The following is a 15,969-nucleotide window of genomic DNA, read 5'->3' as shown; positions in this document are numbered from 1 at the left end:
GGAGCCCGGCCGGTGCGCTGGTTTTTTGCAGCCCGTAGCGGGCTGATTGTTCAGAACATAAGGACCGTACCCGACAGATGTCTTATACCGCAGAAGCCATCGAGGTTCTTTCCGGCCTCGATCCGGTGCGCAAGCGCCCGGGCATGTACACCGACACCTCGCGGCCCAATCACCTGGCCCAGGAAGTCATCGACAACAGTGTCGACGAAGCCCTCGCCGGGCATGCCCGCTCGGTCCAGGTGATCCTGCACCAAGACAACTCGCTGGAAGTGATCGACGACGGCCGCGGCATGCCGGTGGACATTCACCCCGAGGAAGGGGTGCCGGGCGTCGAGCTGATCCTCACCAAGCTGCACGCGGGCGGCAAGTTTTCCAACAAGAACTACCAGTTTTCCGGTGGTCTGCACGGGGTCGGCATCTCCGTGGTCAACGCGCTGTCGACCCGTGTCGAGGTGACCGTCAAGCGCGACGGCAACGAGTACCGCATGAGCTTCGCCGACGGCTTCAAGGCCAGTGATCTGGAAGTGATCGGCAGCGTCGGCAAGCGCAACACCGGCACCAGCGTGCGCTTCTGGGCCGATCCCAAGTATTTCGACTCGCCGAAGTTTTCCATCAGCCGGCTCAAGCACGTGCTCAAGGCCAAGGCCGTGCTCTGCCCGGGGCTGAGCGTCAGCTTCGAGGACAAGAGCACCGGCGAGAAGGTCGAGTGGCACTACGAGGACGGCCTGCGCTCCTACCTGGTGGACTCGGTCAGTGAGTACCAGCGCCTGCCCGACGAGCCTTTCGTCGGCGCCCTGGCGGGCAATACCGAGGCGGTGGACTGGGCGTTGCTCTGGTTGCCGGAGGGCGGCGAGAGCGTTCAGGAAAGCTACGTCAACCTGATTCCCACGGCTCAGGGCGGCACCCATGTCAATGGCTTGCGCCAGGGCCTGCTGGACGCCATGCGCGAGTTCTGCGAGTTCCGCAACCTCCTGCCGCGCGGGCTCAAGCTGGCCCCGGAAGACATCTGGGAGCGCATCGCTTTCGTCCTCTCGATGAAGATGCAGGAGCCGCAGTTCTCGGGGCAGACCAAGGAGCGCCTGTCGTCACGCGAGGCGGCGGCGTTCGTCTCGGGCGTGGTCAAGGATGCCTTCAGCCTCTGGCTCAATGCCCACCCGGAGCTGGGCATGCAACTGGCAGAGCTGGCAATCAGCAATGCCGGGCGTCGACTGAAGGCCGGCAAGAAGGTCGAGCGCAAGAAGATCACTCAAGGGCCGGCGCTGCCGGGCAAGCTGGCCGACTGCGCCGGGCAGGACCCGATGCGCGCCGAGCTGTTCCTGGTCGAAGGCGACTCGGCCGGCGGCTCCGCCAAGCAGGCGCGGGACAAGGAGTTTCAGGCGATCATGCCGCTGCGCGGCAAGATCCTGAACACCTGGGAGGTCGACGGCGGCGAGGTGCTCGCCAGCCAGGAAGTACATGACATCGCCGTGGCCATCGGCGTCGATCCGGGCGCCACCGATCTGGCCCAGCTGCGCTACGGCAAGATCTGCATCCTCGCCGACGCCGACTCCGACGGCCTGCATATCGCCACCCTGCTGTGCGCCCTGTTCGTCCAGCATTTCCGCCCGCTGGTGGAGGCCGGTCATGTCTACGTGGCCATGCCGCCGCTGTACCGCATCGACCTGGGCAAGGACATCTTCTATGCGCTGGATGAGGCCGAGCGTGACGGCATCCTCGAGCGGCTGGTGGCCGAGAAGCGCCGCGGCAAGCCGCAGGTGACGCGCTTCAAGGGTCTCGGCGAAATGAACCCGCCACAGCTGCGCGAGACCACCATGGACCCCAACACCCGCCGGCTGGTGCAGCTGACCCTGGATGATTTCGAGGGCACCCGCGAAGTCATGGATATGCTGCTGGCCAAGAAGCGCGCTGGCGACCGCAAGAGCTGGCTCGAGTCCAAGGGCAACCTGGCTGAGGTGCTGGTTTGATCCGCCGTGGGCTGGCGCTGCTGAGCCTGGTTTCGGCACCGCTCTGGGCCAACGAGCCGGCGCCCGAGCTGAAGCTGTTGAGCGAGCATCCCGTGCAGGGCATGAGCGGCGGCAATCTGTCCGGAATGGCCTGGTGCGGGGATGCGTTATGGGCGGTATCCGACCGCGAAGACGACGTGCTGTACCGGCTCGATACCAGCGTCTCGCCCTGGCAGGCCGAACCGGAGCGCTTCGAAGCCGGCCCGCCGCCCAATAGTGGTTTGCCTTGGGGCATGCGCATGCGCGCCTGGCTCAGTGGCCATGTGCGTGGCGGCCACCTCGATTTCGAAGGGCTGAGCTGCGATGCGCTGGGCAATCGCTACGTCGTCAGCGAGGCGCATGCCGCCGTGCTGCGGGTGAGCCCGGCCGGCACGGCGGAATGGCTGCGCCTGCCCGAGTCCCTGGTTCGTCAGGCCCGGGCCAGCGGCATGCTCTGGCATTTCAACGCGCTGTTCGAGGGCATTGCGGTCGACCCGAAAGCCGAACGCATGTGGCTGGCCGCCGAGCGCGAACGCCGCGGGCTGCTGGTGATGCACCGCAAGCAGAGCAGCTGGCAGTGCACCGGCGGTTGTGTGCTGATGGCGCAGGGCGGGCATCAGCAGCCGCCCGCGGCGCTCGGCGATACGCCGCTGCCGCGCAGCTTCTCGGCCCTGGCCTATTTCAACGACAAGCTGTTCGTGCTGGAGCCCTCTGCATATCGGGTCTGCCGGCGCAGCCCGGCGAACGGGACGGTCGAACGCTGCTGGTCGTTCGCCGCCGAGGCGCTGACCGAGGAGCGCCGCTACCGCGAGCCGTTCGGTAATGCCGAGGCGCTGTGGATCGACGCCGAAGGGGCCTGGATCGGCGTCGACAACAACGGCAAGGCGCGCGGCGACGGCGAGAAGCGACCCATCGTCTGGCGTTTCGCCGCACCGAGCGGCGGCTGGATGGCGCGGCCGTGAGCCAGACGGCCGGGCGTCGTGCCGGGCGGGTGATGCTGGTGCTCGCCTGGGGCGTCGGGCTGTACCTGGCGACGCGCTTCTTCGCTGCCTGGGAGGAAGATCGCCTCAACCCGAATCGCCAGCCGGTATCCCAGCTGCATGGCGAGCAGATCGAGGTGCAGCTGGTTGGCAACGTCCAGGGGCATTTCGTCGCCAGCGGCAAGATCAATGGCGAAACGGTCACCTTTCTGCTCGACACCGGCGCCACGGACGTCGCCGTGCCGGCCGAGCTGGCCGAGCGGCTGGGCCTGTCCCGCGGTGCGCCGGTGATGCTGCACACCGCCAACGGCCAGACCACCGGCTATCGCACCGTGTTGAATAGCCTCAGCCTGGGCGACATCGTGCTGCGCGACGTCCGCGCCATCGTCGCCCCCGGCTTTCGCAGCGAACAGGTTCTGCTCGGCATGAGCGCCCTGAAACAACTTGAATTCACCCAGCGCGCCGGCACCCTGGTGCTGCGCCAGCATGTAACGGATCGACCATGAGCGAATCCCTCGACCTGAGCCTGGACGGCGTGGAGCGGCGCTCTCTCGCCGACTTCACCGAGCAGGCCTACCTCAACTATTCCATGTACGTGATCATGGATCGCGCGCTGCCGCATATCGGCGACGGCCTCAAGCCTGTACAGCGGCGCATCGTCTATGCCATGAGCGAACTCGGCCTGAACGCCGACGCCAAGCACAAGAAGTCCGCGCGTACCGTCGGTGACGTGCTCGGCAAGTTCCACCCGCACGGCGACAGCGCCTGCTACGAGGCCATGGTGCTGATGGCACAGCCGTTCAGCTACCGCTACACGCTGGTCGACGGTCAGGGCAACTGGGGTGCTCCGGACGATCCCAAGTCCTTCGCCGCCATGCGCTACACCGAGGCGCGCCTGTCACGCTATTCCGAGGTGCTGCTGTCCGAGCTGGGGCAGGGCACGGTGGACTGGGTGCCGAACTTCGACGGCACCCTGGACGAACCGGCGACCCTGCCGGCGCGGCTGCCCAACCTGCTGCTCAACGGCACCACCGGCATCGCCGTGGGCATGGCCACCGACGTGCCGCCGCACAACCTGCGCGAAGTCGCCGCCGCCTGCGTGCGTCTGCTCGACGAGCCGAGTGCCAGCGTCGAGCAGCTCTGCGAACATGTGCAGGGGCCGGATTTCCCGACCGAGGCCGAGATCGTCACGCCGCGTGCGGACCTGCTGAAGATCTACGAAACCGGCCGTGGTTCGGTGCGCATGCGTGCCGTCTACCGGGTCGAGGACGGCGATATCGTGGTCACCGCGTTGCCGCACCAGGTGTCCGGTTCCAAGGTGCTCGAGCAGATCGCCGGGCAGATGCAGGCCAAGAAGCTGCCGATGGTGGCCGACCTGCGTGACGAGTCGGACCATGAGAACCCCTGCCGCATCGTCATCATCCCGCGCTCCAACCGGGTCGATGTCGAGGCGCTGATGCAGCACCTGTTCGCCACCACCGACCTGGAATCCAGCTACCGGGTCAACACCAATGTCATCGGCCTCGACGGCCGGCCGCAGGTGAAGAACCTGCGCACCCTGCTCAGCGAGTGGCTGACCTACCGCATCGGTACCGTGCGCCGTCGTCTGCAGTTCCGCCTGGACAAGGTGGAAAAGCGCCTGCACCTGTTGGAAGGCCTTTTGGTGGCGTTCCTCAACCTCGACGAGGTGATCCACATCATCCGAACCGAGGATCAGCCCAAGCCGGTGCTGATGGCGCGTTTCGAGTTGTCCGAACTTCAGGCTGACTACATCCTCGACACCCGCCTGCGCCAGCTGGCGCGTCTGGAAGAGATGAAGATCCGCGGCGAGCAGGACGAGCTGGCCAAGGAGCGCGAGCGGCTGCTGGCACTGCTCGGCAGCGAAGCCAAGCTGAAGAAGCTGGTGCGCAAGGAACTGCTGGAAGACGCCGAAACCTATGGCGATGACCGCCGCTCGCCGATTGTCGAGCGCGCCGAGGCCCGAGCCCTGACGGAGAACGAGCTGCTGCCGTCCGAGCCGGTTACCGTGGTGATTTCCGAGAAGGGATGGGCGCGCTGCGCCAAGGGTCACGACATCGATGCTGGCGGGCTTTCCTACAAGGCCGGCGACAACTTCAAGGCGGCGGCGGCGGGCCGCTCGAACCAGTATGCGGTGTTCATCGACTCCACCGGCCGCAGCTACTCGCTGGCAGCCCACACGCTGCCATCGGCACGTGGCCAGGGCGAGCCGCTCACCGGCCGGCTGACTCCGCCGCCAGGCGCCAGCTTCGAATGCGTGCTGCTGCCCGACGATGAAGCGCTCTATGTGATCGCCTCGGATGCCGGCTATGGTTTTGTCGTCAAGGGCGAGGACCTTCAGGCCAAGAACAAGGCTGGCAAGGCGCTGCTCTCCCTGCCGGCCGGCGCCCGCGTCGTCGCACCACGACCATTGGCCAGCCGCGAGGACGACTGGCTTGCCGCGGTCACCACCGAAGGCCGCCTGCTGGTCTTCCCGGTGCGTGATCTGCCGCAGCTGGGCAAGGGCAAGGGCAACAAGATCATCGGCATTCCCGGGGAGCGGGTGGCCAGTCGCGAGGAGTATCTGGTCGATCTCGCCGTGCTGCCGGCTGGCGCCACCCTGGTCCTGCAGGCTGGCAAGCGCACGCTGTCGCTCAAGGCCGAGGATCTCGAGCACTACAAGGGCGAACGTGGCAGGCGCGGCAACAAGCTGCCGCGAGGCTTCCAGCGCGTCGAAGGCCTGCTGGTAGAAGTGTGACAATGTGCATTGGCGCTGGAATCGACGGCCAGATTCACGGAAGATAGCGGCCTTTCCAGCCTGCGGCGTTTTGCCCGGTGCCTAGTTGCGCGTCGACGACATGCTGTCCGACGCGACATGGGCACGAGGCGACGGCGGCCGAGAGGGTCGCCAGTGGCCTGAACTGTGGTGTTATGACGGTAATGAAGAACTTGCTGCGTGTTCCGACTGTGTTGTTGCTGGCCAGCATCGGCCTGACCGGCTGTGTCGGTCTGCAGCCGGCACCCATGTATCGCCTGGACAGCGGTACCACCGAGGTGCCGGAGCGGATCGATGGCGCGGCCGTGCTGCTGGCGCCGGTTACCCTTGCCGATTATCTGCAGCGCGATGCGCTGCTGCAGCGTCTGGCCGACGGCAGCCTGGCTGCCGATGATCAGCAGGCCCGCTGGGCGGGCAGCCTCAAGGCCGATATCGAGCAGCTCATGCTGCGCCAGTTGGCCTGGCGCCTGGATACGCAAAGCCTGGTGCTCGGTCCCGCCGACGAAGGCTTCGCGCCGGAGGTACAGATCGAGCTGTCCATCACCCGCCTCGATTCCGGGCCTGCGTACCCGGCGGTACTCGAGGCGCAGTGGCGTCTGCGCGACAAGGCCGGCAAGCATCTGGGCAGCCGTCTGGTGCGCCTGCAGGAAGAGCACCTCGGCACCACCGCCGATCAGGTGCGCGCGCAGAGCGCCCTGCTGCAGCGCCTGAGCGAGATGGTGGCCGGGGCGGTCGAGCCCGCGCTGGTCGCCAAGACGCCGCCCAAGCCGGCGCCGGCCAAGCCACAGGTGAGCAAGTCGGCCGAACCGCCGGCACCGCGCATTCCGGCGGCCGAGCCGATCCGAACCGACCTGGAAGTCTTCCGCTTCTGACACCGCTGAGTGGTGGAAGTACGACTGAAAAAGCCCGACCGGTGATCCTGGTCGGGCTTTTCTTTTTTGCGGGTGGAGGAGGCGTCGGCGAGATGCACTGCCGCCTTCGCCAATCGTCAGCCCGCCTTGCTGGCAGCGGGCGCTCGCCCGCGAGCGCGTCAGTAGGTGCGGCTGCGCAGCTCGTGCATCCGGGCCAGTTGGCGTTCCAGCAAAGAAGGGTAGGGGTCCAGCAGGCGCTCGACGCAGCAGGCACCTTCGGGGCTGGCGATCGGGCGGATGCGGGCGCGTTGCTGGATAAGCCGGTCTTCGCTGATGCTGCTTTCGACCAGCAACAGGTTGCGGCTGTGCAGCGACATGTCCAGTGCCGCCTGTGCCGGCTCGCTGAGCAAGAGGTCGCCCTGGCTCAGGTCGAACAGGCCATCGCCCTGGGTCAGGCCCAGTTGCAGCTGCAGCGTGATGCCGCTGTCGGCGACGTCGATCTGCAGTGCATGAGCCAGCGCACGCATCAGCTCGCCACAGCAGATCGCATGGGTCAGGTAGTTCTGCTCGTCGTCCTGGCTGTGGAACAGCATCAGGCTGCTGCCGTCGTTGAGCGTGTGCAGCTCGGCCTGGTAGAGCGTGGCGGCCTGTTGCAGGCAATCGCGGTAGCGCTGCAGCAGCTCGGTCAGGCGAGGCCGCGGCAGGCGGCGCAGCTGGTCCTGGGCGCCGAGCTGGATGGCCAGCACGGCACTACGGGTCGAACGCGGAACGCTAGGCTGCGGCGCGCTGCTGGCTGGCGTCGGGCTATCGAATGGCGGTTCGTCGTCGGCGATCTCCAGTTCGTCGTCGTCGAAGTTGGCCGACAGTCGTGCCGGGCGCTGCGGCTCGTCATCGTCCAGATCAATGTCGAAGCGTTCGGGGCGAGATTGCGTGCGCTGCGGGATGGCGCGATCATCATCCCGCTCGAAATAGTCGTCATCCAGCGCATCGCTGAGGTCGAGTTCCGGCTCGGGCTTTTCCGGCACCAGCCGTGCCTGCAACTGGCGCGCAAGGTCACCGATCTCGTCCTGGCGCCCGGCACCCGGCGCAGGATCATCCGGATCGCGCAGCCAGAGGCGCATCTGCATCAACGGTGTCGCCAGTTGGCGGCCGAGGCGCAGGCTCAGCATCAGCGTCAGGGCCAGCAGGATCAGGCTGAGCAGGCCCATGCTCTGCAGGCTGATGGTCATCGGCTGCTGGAACTGCTGCATGTCGAGGCTGACGCGCAGGTGGCCGGCGATTACCTCCTGGAAGCTGATCGGGGTCGAATAAAGGCCGCTGTCATCGCCGAGCAGGCCCTTCTGCGGGCGCGTGCCGGACTCCGCCAGCACGCGGTTGTCGACGCTGTAGATCGCCGCGTGGGCGACCAGCGGATTCTTCACCAGATTGCTCAGCAGCACGTTCAGGCTGAGGATGTCGTTGGCCACCAGCAGATCTGTGGCCGAGGCGGCAGTCTGCGTGACCAGGCTCTGGCCGAGGGCATCGGCCTGCTGCGCCATGGCGTGCTTGAACTGCATGCCGATCACCCAGGCGTAGATGATCAGCGCCAACGCCACCAGCAGCAGCGTATGGGCGGCGATGCGCAACACCAGCGGCACGCGGTGCTGGCGCACGGCGCGATAGAGCATGAGGAAGAAGTTGTCTGGCTTTACGGATGCGGGCCGGTTCACAGAGCGCGGCTCTTCTCGTCGGGAAATTGCCGAGCAGTATACGGATAGCGCGGGGGGCGCTAAAGGTCTGCAACGGTAAGCTGACGAATTGCGCCGCCGGCGCTGCGCGTGCGGAGGCGGTGGCGGCTGTCCAGCCCCCTTGCCAGCTGATGTAGAATGCCGGCCTTCATTGCCTGCCATGGGAGCTGCGCCTTGCGCGAAATCGTCCTGATCAATATCACCGGTGAAGATCGCCCGGGCCTGACCGCGGCCATTACCGGCGTGCTCGCCCAGGGTGGCGTGAACATTCTCGACATCGGCCAGGCAGTGATCCACGACACGCTGTCGTTCGGCATCCTGATCGAGATTCCGGATAACGAGCGCGCTTCGTCGGTCCTCAAGGACGTGCTCTTCATGGGTTACAAGCACGACCAGCAGGTGCGCTTCACGCCGGTTTCCGAGGCTGACTACCAGCACTGGGTCGCGGGGCAAGGCAAGGCCCGGCACATCGTCACGCTGCTGACGCGCAAGGTCACCGCCGAGCAGCTGCAGCGGGTCAGCTCGATCACCGCCAAGTACGGGCTCAACATCGACCACATCGATCGGCTGTCCGGGCGTATGCCGCTGGACATGCCCGAAGAGCGGGGCAAGGGCTGCATCGAGCTCTCCGTGCGCGGCGAGCCGGCCGACACGGCCGCACTGCGTGCCGAGTTCCTCAGCGTGGCGCAGGAGCTGAACGTCGATATCGCCTTCCAGCGCGATTCGGTCTACCGGCGCAACCGTCGCCTGGCCGTGTTCGATATGGACTCGACGCTGATCGAGGCCGAGGTCATCGACGAGCTGGCCAAGGCCGCTGGCGTTGGCGAGCAGGTGTCGGAGATCACCGAGCGCGCGATGCGCGGCGAACTGGATTTCCGCGCCAGCTTCAAGGAGCGCCTGGCGCTGCTCGAGGGGCTGTCGGAAAACGTGCTGGCCGATATCGGCGCCAGCCTGCGCCTGACCGAGGGTGCCGAGGTGCTGTTCGCCGAGCTCAAGCGCCTGGGCTACAAGACGGCGATCCTCTCCGGCGGCTTCAGCTATTTCGCCAAGCAGCTGCAGGCCAAGTTGGGCATCGACTACGTATTCGCCAACGAGCTGCAGATCGAAAACGGCAAGGTCACCGGCGTGGCGGTCGAGCCTATCGTCGATGCCCAGCGCAAGGCCGATCTGCTGCGCCAACTGGCCGAGCAGGAAGGACTGTGCCTGGAGCAGACCATCGCCGTGGGTGATGGAGCCAACGACCTGCCGATGCTCGGCCTCGCCGGGCTCGGCGTCGCCTTCCGTGCCAAGCCGCTGGTCAAGCAGTCGGCCAAGCAGGCCATCTCCACCCTGGGCCTGGACGGCATCCTCTACTTGCTGGGCTTCCGCGACCGCGAGGGTTCGGAGTGATGCGCACCGGCCGGGCGGCGAACGGCGCGCCCGGCCAGCACAAGGGTCGTCAGGGCTTGATCGCCACCTTCAGCACACCGTCGCGCTGATTGGCGAATAGGTCATAGGCGGCACCGATATCGTCCAGCGCGTAGTGATGGGTGACCAGCGGGGCGAGATCGACGCGGCCGGACGCCACCACATTGAGCAGTCGGCGCATGCGTTCCTTGCCGCCGGGGCAGAGCGAGGTGACGATCTTGTTGTCGCCCAGGCCGGCATGGAAGGCGCCCAGCGGAATGCTCAGGTCGCTGGAGTAGACGCCCAGACTGGACAGGGTTCCGCCCGGCTTGAGCACCCGCAGCGCACTTTCGAAGGTCGATTGCAGACCCAGCGCCTCGATCGAGGCGTCGACGCCGCGGCCGCCGGTCAGTTTCAGCACTTCCTCCACCACATCCACATTGCGGAAGTTGAGCGTCACATCCGCACCCATCTTGCGTGCGATATCCAGCCGCGCATCCACGCCGTCCACCGCGATGATGGTGCCAGCGCCGCGCAGCCGGGCGCCGGCGGTGGCGCACAGCCCGATCGGGCCCTGGGCGAAGATCACCACGATATCGCCGATCTTGATATTGGCCGCCTCGGCGCCAGAGAAACCGGTGGACATGATGTCCGGACACATCAGCACCTGCTCGTCGGTCAGCGCGTCCGGCACCGGCGCCAGGTTGGCCTGGGCATCGGGCACCAGCACGTATTCGGCCTGAGTGCCGTCGATGGTATTGCCGAATCGCCAGCCGCCCATGGGCTTGTAGCCATGGCAGGAGCAGCCGCCATCCTGAGCGGGCAGGCCGTCCTGGCAGGCGTAGGAGGTGAAGCTGGGGCAGATGGCGCCGGCGATCACCCGCTGGCCTTCCTGGTAGCCCTTCACGTTGCTGCCCAGCTTTTCGATGATGCCCACCGGTTCGTGACCGATGGTCAGGCCGGGAGCGACCGGGTATTCACCCTTGAGAATGTGGACATCGGTGCCGCAGATGGTGGTCGTGGTGATGCGCAGCAGCGCATCGTTGGGACCAATCTCGGGGATGGGCTTGTCCTGCAGTTCGATGCGGCCCGGCTCGACGAACACGGCGGCTTTCATCATGGCCATGGTGCGACTCCTCCTGGAAGTGAAGACGTCCGGACACTCTAGCCCAGCGTGGAAGCCGGCGGATGACCGCGATCAAGTCAGGGCGAGTTGGCGCAGGAGACAGTCTTCGGGCTGGCGGGGGCCAGCCCGGAGGTCATTCTTCGTCGGAGGAGAAGTCGTAGTCCATCGACTGGCTCGGGCCCTGCAGGTAGTGGCCCTGGATATAGCTGACGCCGGCCTGCCAGAGGGTGGCAAGTACCGTGGCGCTTTCGACGAAGGGCACGATGCTCTGCTTCTGCTGCTCATGCAGCTCGGCCAGCAGTGCCTTCAGGGCTTCCTGGTTCTCCTGGCGGGTGAGGTCCTGGGTGTAGGAGCCGTCGACCTTGATGAACTCGGCGTCCAGATGCTTGAGCGTGTTGAACGGGTTGAGCACGCAGCCGAACTGGGACAGCGCGATGCGACAGCCGAGCCCGGCCAACCCCTGCGCCAGCGCCTTGGCCGGCTTCAGGTAGGCCACGGCGTCGGCTTCGCCCAATTCGAAGGCCAGCGAATCGCCCGGCAGGCGCGACGCCTTGAGCACGACGCCCAGCCAGGCCAGCAGGCTGGCGTCCTGGATGCTGGCAGCCGACAGGTGCAGGAACAGCCGTGTGCGATGGCCCTTGGCGCGGTGTTCGGCCAGCAGCTTGATGGAGTTGAGGATGACCCAGCGATCGATCTTGGTGGCCAGGCCCGCCTCGCTGGCGACGCTGAGGAAGTCGCTGGGCGGTACCTGCACGCCTTGCGGATCGAGCAGGCGCAGCAGCACTTCGTAGTGTTCGAAACTGTCGCCACGCAGGCTGATGATCGGCTGGAACAGCAGGCGGAAGCTGTTGTTCTCCAGGGCCTGCTTGAGCATGGCGATGATGTCGCCGCGGTTGGCGGCGGCGGCCAGCTCGTCGGCCGGGTTGTAGATTTTCAGCGCATTGCCATCGCTCAGGTCATCGGCACAGCGGTGTGCGCGCTCGATGGCGTCCTGCGCCTTGGCGGTCTTTTCGTCGAGGCCGGCGACACCGATGCTGAGGGTGGTCTGCACCGTGCGGCCGCCGACGTCTAGCAGATGGCCTTCGACCTTGCTCAGCAGCTTGCGCAGTTCGGGTTCGGCCTGCTGCGGAGTGAGGCCGGGCTGCAGCACGGTGAACACCTCGTCGGCGAAGCGTGCCAGCTGGCTGTCGCCGGAAAAGTGTCCGCGCAGCAGGGTGGCCAGCTGACTGAGCAGCTCATCCGAGTCGGCCAGGCCGATGTCCGCCTGCAGCGCGGCGAAGCGGTCGACGCGAACATAGGCCAGGCTGGCGCTCTGTCCGGCGTTCACGGCGCGCTCGACGGCGGCATCCATCACTTCGAGGAAGCTGTTGCGGTTGAGCAGGCCGGTCACGGGGTCCTGACTGCTGATTTCGCGCAGTTTCTGCAGTTCGGCGCTGTCGTTCTCGGCACGGATCACGACCTGGATGCAGGGCTCGCCGTCGTAGGCCGCCGGCGAGAAGATCATCCGTGTCTTTAGCGTGTCGCCGTCGGCGCGCACACCACCGCAGGCAAGCTCGGCGGCGCCTTCGAGGGTCTGGTAGTTCTTCAGGAACGTCTTGAAGCGACTCTGGTCGGTGCCGGCGATCAGGTCGATCATCGGCATGCCTTCCAGATCCTCCACGTCGTCGTAGCCGAACAGCTCGAGGTAGGCGCGGTTGGCGTAGATGTGCATGCCATCGTGCACATAGGCGATGGCATCCACCGAGCTGTCGAGCAGCAACTGGCAGCGCTTTTCGGCCTCGCGCAGCGCCACTTCCGCCGAGCGTCGTGCGCGACGCTCTTCCAGGTTGGCCAGCTCGCGGTTGGCCACCAGCAGGAGCCACTCATCCTCGCCCTGCGGCAGCGCATCCTGGGCGCCGAGCATCAATGCTTCGGTGATCGCTTCGGCATCGTTGCCGGCAGTCAGCTGGATTATCGGGATGTCCTTGGCCTGCCGGCGAATGGCGCCGATCGCCTCGCTGGGGTCGAGGTTCTCGCTTTGCGGTGCATTGATCAGCAGGTCCCAGGTCTGCGTCAGGGCTTCGGCCAGGTCGTCGCTGGACGTCAGTCGATGCACCCGGGTCGCCTGTCCGGCATTGCGGAAAAGGCTGACCAGACGCTCGGCCTCGTTCTGCGAGTCTTCGAGAATCAGCAGGCGGATGGTTTTCTTTTGCAGGGCCATGGCAACAGCTTAAGTGCGCGCCGGTGCGGCGCGGGCAGGCAAGAATGCGAGAGTCGGCAATCTACAGCGACTTCCAGAGTGAGTCAAAATCTTCATCCCCGCCCGCCGTGTGGGTTTTCCAGCCTGTGACAGGTGTCTCTCGCTCCGGCGCCACCTGCCCGAGCGAGCGATATTCGAACTGGTTGTAGTTGCCGGTGCCGGTGCGCCGCCGATTGAGCACGGCGCGCTGTTCCTCGCCCTCACGCTTGATCAGGACCTTGTGGCCTTCCTGGAAGGGCAGGCGCGGTGCGATCAGCATGGCCGGTTGGGAAATCGCACCGATCTCCGGCAGCAGCAAGGCGCGCAGGTATTCGCTGCCCTGGTCATCCTTGCGCAGCAGGCGCAACCCGCACGGCTGGGCCTGGGGCGCAATCAGCTCGACCCCCATCTGCGTGCTACCGCCGCGCACCTGGCGTATCCAGCGCACCACGGCGATGCTCCAGCTCTGCGAGCTGCCCTCGCGCAGCCCCAGCAGCTCGCCGGTCTGCAGCTGGCCGGGCACTTCGCCTTCCCATGCCAGGCAGTAGCCGCCGGGGCTGTGGTCGACCAGCTGCACCTGATACAGGGGATGGTTTTCCGTCTCGCTCGGCCGCCTGGGTTGAGCGCTGGCGGGCGCGGCGGTTTTGGCGGCGGCCGTGCGCGTCAGGTTCGGGCTGACGAATTCGATATGGTCATGGGTCGGCAGCAGCTCGACGGTACTGCTCTGCGCGTCGAAGGCATTCGCCCAGACATCCGCCGCGCCGTTATGCAGCTTGAACACCGCACGGTTGGAGGTGCCTTGCAGCTCCAGGACTTCATTGAACGGGCGTTGGCCGGCCAGTTGATAGTGCAGCGCGGTCATGCCGATGCACAGGGTCAGGCTGCCTTGGGCAGGGATGCGCTGAAAGGTGCGTTCGGAAATTGCGCCCCAGGCGGAGCAGAGGTGCCGCAGCAGGTCATCGTCCAGCCCAGCCGCCGCGGGCAGGCGGGTCAGCTGGCGATTGTCCGGCGCCAGACGAAGATGCTCCTCGATGACTTCCACCAGTGGCTGGGTGCTGATACCGAGCAGGTTCTGCTGCTCCCGCTCGGGAAACAGCGAGCGGTAGCGCGGTGGCCCATCGACCAGCGGGGAAAACAGGAACAGGCTGCCGGCGGCACCGACCGCCTGGATCTGCGCCATGCCGCTCCAGGCCTCCAGCGCGGCGGCGAGCTTGACGATACTCTGCTGACGCATCTGATTGCAGCGCGCACAGCCGAGCAGCAGGGATGCCAGATAGCTTTGTTCCGCGCTCAACCCCTTGGCATGACGGGCCAGCGGGTCGCGGATGAGCAGGCGCTCGGTGCCCTGTTCCACTGCCAGTTGGTAGAGCTGGTGCAGCTCCAGCCATAGCCCGGGTGCCGCTGGCCCGTAAAGCTGGGTCGAGCGGATCAGCAGTGCGCCAAGGCAGTGGATGGCCCGCTGCAGCGCGATGGACAGCAGCTGGTGACGCTCGCGATCGGGTTGCGAGACCACACGTATCACGATCAGCTTGTAGCCCACCGCCAAGTGGTTCTGCAACGCCTGGCAGAGCCCGGCGACCTTGCGCGGGCGCTCGCTGAGCACGATCGGCTGGTTGACGAAGTGTTTTTCCAGCTGGTTGCAGACGAAGTCGACATCCGGACGCAGCAGCTCGAGCAACTGCAGGCGGGTGTCGGAGGCGATGCGCAGTTGATTGAGCTCGATCAGCGCTTGATAGAGCTGGCGCGCGGTCTCGCCGATGTTGGCTTTCGGCAGGCCGGCGAGCCAGCCGGTCACACCGCGAACGCTGGCGTCACAGAAGGACAGGGTCTGCCGAGTCGGTGCGGGTGCGCGCAACAGCAGATGATGGCTCTGTCTATCCAAAACGGGCGGACTCCGCGGCGGCTCAGGGCATGGGTAATGTGAACTCTATCAATATCTGCCGGCACGGGCAGGACTAAATGATGGCTCGATGATATTACCCGATATTCGGCAGCCGAGGGCTACCGAAATGTCGCGCCCCGCCTTTTACTGAAGCTCGATGGCCTCGCTCGCGGCTGCGGTGATCGCCGCCTGACCCAGCGACTCGCCCATGCACACCGGGCTCAGCGGGCCGAGCTGTTCGGCCCAGCGCACGCGGTCCGGCCCGAACAGCAGGATCACGGTGGAGCCCAGTTTGAAACGGCCCATCTCCGCGCCCTTTTCCAGGTGGATAGGCGCGCGAGCCGCTTCGTCGTAGCGGAAGGTCTTCAGGCTGCGCTTGGGCGGGGTCACCAGCCCGGCCCAGACGGTCTCGATGCTGGCAACGATCATCGCGCCCACCAGAACCATCGCCATGGGGCCGTGCTCGGTGTCGAACAGGCAGACGACCCGCTCGTTGCGCGCGAACAGCTCTGGCACGCCCTGCGCCGTGACGGTGTTGACCGAGAAGATCCGCCCCGGCACATAGACCATCTCCCGCAGCGTGCCGCTGACCGGCATATGCACGCGGTGGTAGTCCTTGGGCGATAGGTACACCGTGGCGAAGGCGCCGCCCATGAACGGTGCTGCACGCTCATGATCGCCGCCGAGCAGCTCCATGGCGCTGAAACTGTGGCCCTTGGCCTGGAAGATGCGGCCCTGCTCGATCTTGCCGAGCTGGCTGATGGCGCCGTCGCAGGGGTTGAGGATCGCGCCGGGCGTGCTGTCCAGCGGACGGGCGCCGTCCTTCAGGGCGCGGGTGAAGAAGGCGTTGAAATGTTCGTAGGCCGTCGGTTCCTCGATCTGCGCCTCGCGCATGTCGACCTGAAAATGCCGGACGAACCACTTGATGAACGTGTTCTTCACCCAGGGCAGGCGGCATTCGGCCAGGCAGCCGGCCAGGCGGGAAATCAGGTGATGCGGCAGCACATACTGGCTGATGACGAACAGGCGGTCTTTCATGTGTGT

At 66.1% G+C, this 15,969-nt stretch carries 11 protein-coding genes; 6 read left to right on the top strand and 5 right to left on the bottom strand.

The features are described from left to right. Nucleotides 1–77: 77 nt before the first annotated feature. The 5 genes from parE (at nt 78) to PSTAB_RS18685 (ending at nt 6,607) form a co-directional block, all read left to right on the top strand. Nucleotides 78–1,964, top strand: a complete 1,887-nt coding sequence (gene parE / locus PSTAB_RS18705; RefSeq protein WP_013984195.1) for a DNA topoisomerase IV subunit B — start codon at nt 78–80, stop codon at nt 1,962–1,964. Next, complete coding sequence (locus PSTAB_RS18700; RefSeq protein ID WP_013984194.1) at nt 1,961–2,944, top strand: esterase-like activity of phytase family protein; 984 nt, start codon at nt 1,961–1,963, stop codon at nt 2,942–2,944. Before parE ends, PSTAB_RS18700 begins: the two co-directional genes overlap by 4 nt. Next, nucleotides 2,941–3,468: a retropepsin-like aspartic protease family protein gene (locus PSTAB_RS18695; RefSeq protein ID WP_013984193.1), complete on the top strand. Its 528-nt coding sequence runs from the start codon at nt 2,941–2,943 to the stop codon at nt 3,466–3,468. The genes PSTAB_RS18700 and PSTAB_RS18695 overlap by 4 nt, the downstream gene beginning before the upstream one ends. Then, entirely contained in the window at nt 3,465–5,717 is a 2,253-nt protein-coding gene (gene parC, locus PSTAB_RS18690; protein ID WP_011914815.1) for a DNA topoisomerase IV subunit A, read from the top strand. Before PSTAB_RS18695 ends, parC begins: the two co-directional genes overlap by 4 nt. Before the next feature lie 182 nt (nt 5,718–5,899). Continuing rightward, nucleotides 5,900–6,607: a PqiC family protein gene (locus tag PSTAB_RS18685; RefSeq protein ID WP_017246547.1), complete on the top strand. Its 708-nt coding sequence runs from the start codon at nt 5,900–5,902 to the stop codon at nt 6,605–6,607. Nucleotides 6,608–6,765: 158 nt separating this feature from the next. Here PSTAB_RS18685 and PSTAB_RS18680 read toward each other — a convergent pair whose 3' ends face one another. Then, nucleotides 6,766–8,295 (bottom strand): AhpA/YtjB family protein, encoded by a 1,530-nt coding sequence (locus PSTAB_RS18680; protein WP_013984192.1) that lies wholly within the window; start codon nt 8,293–8,295, stop codon nt 6,766–6,768. 192 nt (nt 8,296–8,487) lie between these two features. Between PSTAB_RS18680 and serB the strand changes: the two genes are divergently transcribed. Further along, nucleotides 8,488–9,702 carry a phosphoserine phosphatase SerB gene (gene serB / locus PSTAB_RS18675; protein ID WP_026006670.1) on the top strand — a complete coding sequence of 405 codons (1,215 nt, stop codon included), beginning with the start codon at nt 8,488–8,490 and terminating at the stop codon, nt 9,700–9,702. Between the two features lie 49 nt (nt 9,703–9,751). On the opposite strand, the gene PSTAB_RS18670 is transcribed toward serB, so the two are convergent. The 4 genes from PSTAB_RS18670 to asd all read right to left on the bottom strand — a co-directional run bounded on the left by PSTAB_RS18670 (nt 9,752) and on the right by asd (nt 15,963). Continuing rightward, the gene (locus tag PSTAB_RS18670) at nt 9,752–10,825 is read right to left on the bottom strand and encodes an NAD(P)-dependent alcohol dehydrogenase (RefSeq protein WP_013984191.1); all 1,074 of its coding nucleotides are present in this window, start codon (nt 10,823–10,825) and stop codon (nt 9,752–9,754) included. 133 nt (nt 10,826–10,958) lie between these two features. Next, nucleotides 10,959–13,025 carry a GGDEF/EAL domain-containing response regulator gene (locus PSTAB_RS18665; protein ID WP_013984190.1) on the bottom strand — a complete coding sequence of 689 codons (2,067 nt, stop codon included), beginning with the start codon at nt 13,023–13,025 and terminating at the stop codon, nt 10,959–10,961. Between the two features lie 61 nt (nt 13,026–13,086). Beyond that, entirely contained in the window at nt 13,087–14,925 is a 1,839-nt protein-coding gene (locus tag PSTAB_RS18660) for a hypothetical protein (protein ID WP_013984189.1), read from the bottom strand. A gap of 144 nt (nt 14,926–15,069) precedes the next feature. Then, entirely contained in the window at nt 15,070–15,963 is an 894-nt protein-coding gene (gene asd, locus PSTAB_RS18655; protein ID WP_011914808.1) for an archaetidylserine decarboxylase, read from the bottom strand. Nucleotides 15,964–15,969: the final 6 nt, after the last annotated feature.

It is taken from the genome of Stutzerimonas stutzeri (genome assembly GCF_000219605.1).
In the GTDB taxonomy this organism is placed as follows: Bacteria; Pseudomonadota; Gammaproteobacteria; order Pseudomonadales; family Pseudomonadaceae; genus Stutzerimonas; species Stutzerimonas stutzeri.
Note: the sequence above shows the minus strand (reverse complement) of the source record. Positions and strands in the feature narration are given on the sequence as shown.

Bases quoted from the DNA above. Each gene is read 5' to 3' on its own strand.
- asd (WP_011914808.1), bottom strand. From the start codon at position 15,963: ATGAAAGACCGCCTGTTCGTCATCAGCCAGTATGTGCTGCCGCATCAC.
- parC (WP_011914815.1), top strand. From the start codon at position 3,465: ATGAGCGAATCCCTCGACCTGAGCCTGGACGGCGTGGAGCGGCGCTCT.
- PSTAB_RS18665 (WP_013984190.1), bottom strand. From the start codon at position 13,025: ATGGCCCTGCAAAAGAAAACCATCCGCCTGCTGATTCTCGAAGACTCG.
- parE (WP_013984195.1), top strand. From the start codon at position 78: ATGTCTTATACCGCAGAAGCCATCGAGGTTCTTTCCGGCCTCGATCCG.
- PSTAB_RS18685 (WP_017246547.1), top strand. From the start codon at position 5,900: ATGAAGAACTTGCTGCGTGTTCCGACTGTGTTGTTGCTGGCCAGCATC.
- PSTAB_RS18670 (WP_013984191.1), bottom strand. From the start codon at position 10,825: ATGGCCATGATGAAAGCCGCCGTGTTCGTCGAGCCGGGCCGCATCGAA.